Origin of the sequence: Kitasatospora sp. NPDC059803 (assembly GCF_042732255.1) — a bacterium.
Taxonomy (GTDB): Bacteria; Actinomycetota; Actinomycetes; order Streptomycetales; family Streptomycetaceae; genus Kitasatospora.
Window position 1 is genome coordinate 1 of the sequence record NZ_JBHWIJ010000373.1, and the last position, 3,202, is coordinate 3,202.

Genomic DNA, 3,202 nt, shown 5'->3' on the forward strand with positions numbered 1-3,202 from the left:
ACCCCCCCCCCCGCCCCCCCCCCCCCCCCCGCGCCCCCCCCGCCCCCCCCGCCCCCCCCCCGCCCCCCCCCCACCCCCCCCCCCCCGCGCGCGGGATACAACCCCGGGGGGCAAGGTCCCGTTGTCGGCCACGTCCTACAGGCTCAGCACCGCCCGCAGGGCCCCGGCGACCTCCGCCTCCGGGTCGTCCGCCGCGCCCGTCGAGCGCCAGGCGACGAAGCCGTCCGGCCGGACCAGCACGGCGCCGGCCGGGCCGATCCCGTGCAGCTCCGCGAAGTCCGCGCCCGGCTCCGGCGCCAGGTCGTCCTCGGCGCCGCCGCCGATCCGGTAGGCGTCCAGCGGGACGGCCAGCCGGTCGGCCGCCCGCCGCGCCCCGGCCTGCCAGGCCGCGCCCTCGGGGCCGGTGAGCAGCACCATCGCCTGCTCGTACAGGTCCAGCGTGGACAGGCGCACGCCCGCCCGCAGCAGCCACTGGTGCGGGGCGCGGCTGCCCGGCTCCCCGGCCGACTCGAACTTCTCGGGGACGACCGCGCCCGCCGGGTCCGTCCCGGTCACCGCGCCCACCGGGTAGCGGTAGCCGAGCGCCACCCCGAGCACCCCGGTCTGCCGCCCGGCACCCGGCACCACCGCGTACCCGGGGTGGCTGTGCTCGGCCGAGCGGGCCGAGGCGCGCTCGCTGGTCACCTGCGCGACCGGGCGCCGCTCCTGCCCGTACGTCTCCAGCAGTTCCGGCCCGGCCCACCCGCAGAGCACCGCGGCGAGCTTCCAGGCCAGGTTGTGCGCGTCCTGGATGCCGGTGTTGGAGCCGAACGCGCCGGTCGGCGACATCTCGTGCGCGGAGTCCCCGGCGAGGAAGACCCGCCCGGCGCCGTACCGCTCGGCCACCCGCTCGGCGGCGTGCCAGGGCGCCCGGCCGGTCACCTCGACGTCGAGCTCCGGCAGGCCGACGGCGGTGCGGATGTGCCGCTCGCAGCGCTCGTCGGTGAACGCCTCCAGCGGCTCACCGTGCTCGGGGTGCCAGGGCGCGTGGAAGACCCACTCCTCCTGGTTGTCCACCGGCAGCAGCGCGCCGTCCGCCTCCGGGTTGGTCAGGTAGCAGGCGATGAAGTGCCGGTCCCCGACCACGTCGGCCAGCCGCTTGGCGCGGAAGGTGATGCTGACGTTGTGGAACAGCTCGCCCTGGCCGCTCTGGCCGATGCCCAGGCGCTCGCGGGCCGGGCTGCGCGGGCCGTCCGCCGCGATCAGGTAGTCCGCGCGCACCCGGCGCTCCTCGCCGGTCTCCCGGCTGCGCAGCACCGAGGTGACGCCCTCGGCGTCCTGCTCGAAGGAGAGCAGCTCGGTATTGAAGCGGACGTCGCCGCCGAGGTCGCGGGTGGCGCGCAGCAGCACCGGCTCCAGGTCGTTCTGGCTGCACAGGCACCACGAGCTGGGGCTGAACCGGGCGAGCCGCCCGCCGGGGTCGATCTCCCGGAACAGCCACTCCTGCTCGGTGCCGGTCAGCGAGGGCGCCTGGAGGATGCCGTGGTTCGGGGCGAGGACCGACGCCGCCTCGCGGATCGCCGGCTCGATCCCGGCCACCCGGTACAGCTCCATCGTGCGGACGTTGTTGCCTCGGCCACGCGGGTGATGCGAGGTGTCGGCGTGCTTCTCGACCAGCAGGTGCCTGACACCCAGTCGGCCGAGGAAGAGCGAGGCCGACAGCCCGACCAGCGACCCTCCCACGATCAGGACCGGCACCCGGTCGTCAACCTTCGGATTCATCAATTGCTCCGCCCTGTCAGGGGATTCAGCGGACCGGTGGCTGGGATCGGGGCCGCCGTCGACGCGACCGCACGACCGGGGGCCCCGCTCTTCCATCCCCCGCCCGAGGGTGCTTGTGCCGCCTCTTCGCCCGGATGGCCCGCAAATATCGCGGCACCCCGGTACGCCGCTCACGATCGACTTCAGGCCTGGCGCCGACCGACCGGGCCGATCGCCGTCGCACCGCCCTCCCAAGCCGGGAGCACCCCCCGGACGCGGCCCACCGCGGCCCGCAACGTGCGGCCCAGAGCAGAAAGTGGATCATGACAACTCTGTCCGAACCGCAGCGGAAGCAGCAGGCCGACTCCGACACCCGGCTCCGGGTGGTACTGATGCTGGAGATCCAGGACGGCGCCCAGCAGCGCTTCCTCGACGTCTACGAGCAGCTGCGCCACCAGGTGGCCTCGGTGCCCGGCCATGTCAGCGACCAGCTGTGCCAGTCGATCAACGACCCCCGCCAGTGGCTGATCACCAGCGAGTGGGAGGACCAGGACACCTTCCTGGAGTGGGTGGACAGCCCCGCCCACCGCGAGATGGTCAAGCCGATGCACGGCTGCGTCAGCGACAACTTCCGCTCGCTGCGCTACGGCATCCTGCGCGAGACCTCGGCGGCCGGCTCCACCGGCACCCGGGCCCCGCTGGAGGTCCCGCCCGGCCTGCCGCGCACCGAGCCCGCCGGGCACGTCGGCCCGCCGAAGGCCGAGCCCGGCCCGGACGGCGTGGTCCGGCACGCGCTCACCTTCACGGTCAAGCCCGGCAGCGAGCACGAGGTGGCCCGGATCCTGTCCGGCTACGCCTCGCCCCGGGCCGAGGTGGACGAGCACACCCGGCTGCACCGCACCTCGCTGTTCATGCACGGCAACCGGGTGGTCCGGGCCGTCGAGGTGGTCGGCAACCTCGGCGACGCGCTGCGCCACGTGGCGATGCAGCCGGAGGTGCGGGCCGTCGAGGAGGCGATCAACCCGTACCTGGAGGAGGCCCGCCAGCTGGGCGACCCGCAGGCCGCGCGCGCCTTCTTCGCCCGGGCCGCGCTGCCGGCGAAGCACCAGGCGATCGCCAGCTCCCCGACCTCCGCCCGGCTGCACCGACACGCCGTGCTGTACCCCGTCCGCCCGGGCGAGGGGCAGGCCGTCGCCGAGCTGCTCGCCGACTACGACAACCTCGCCACCGCCGACCCGACCGGCCCGGTCGCGGCCAGCACCGTGTTCCACCGGGCGGACGTGGTGGTGCGCCTGGTCGACCTGCGGGTGCCGGCCGAGGCCGACCCGGCGGCCGCCCTCGGCGTGGCGGGCGACCAGGAGGCCGCCGCGCTCGGCCGGCTGCGCGACCACGGCCCCCCGGGCCGCCAGCGCACCGCCACCCGGCGCGCCCCCCGGCGCCGCGCCCCCCCCCCACACACCGG

At 75.9% G+C, this 3,202-nt stretch carries 2 protein-coding genes; one reads left to right on the plus strand and one right to left on the minus strand.

Annotated elements, in window-relative coordinates:
- Positions 1-135 precede the first annotated feature (135 nt).
- Positions 136-1,857: an FAD-dependent oxidoreductase gene (locus ACFV6I_RS35685; protein ID WP_380430066.1), complete on the minus strand. Its 1,722-nt coding sequence runs from the start codon at positions 1,855-1,857 to the stop codon at positions 136-138.
- Between the two features lie 206 nt (positions 1,858-2,063).
- On the opposite strand from ACFV6I_RS35685, the gene ACFV6I_RS35690 reads away from it, so the two are divergent.
- On the plus strand, positions 2,064-3,202 hold a 1,139-nt coding region (locus ACFV6I_RS35690; protein WP_380430069.1), incomplete at its 3' end, for a SchA/CurD-like domain-containing protein.

Coding starts and splice junctions, on each gene's coding strand:
- ACFV6I_RS35685 (WP_380430066.1), bottom strand. CDS start 1,857: ATGGAAGAGCGGGGCCCCCGGTCGTGCGGTCGCGTCGACGGCGGCCCC.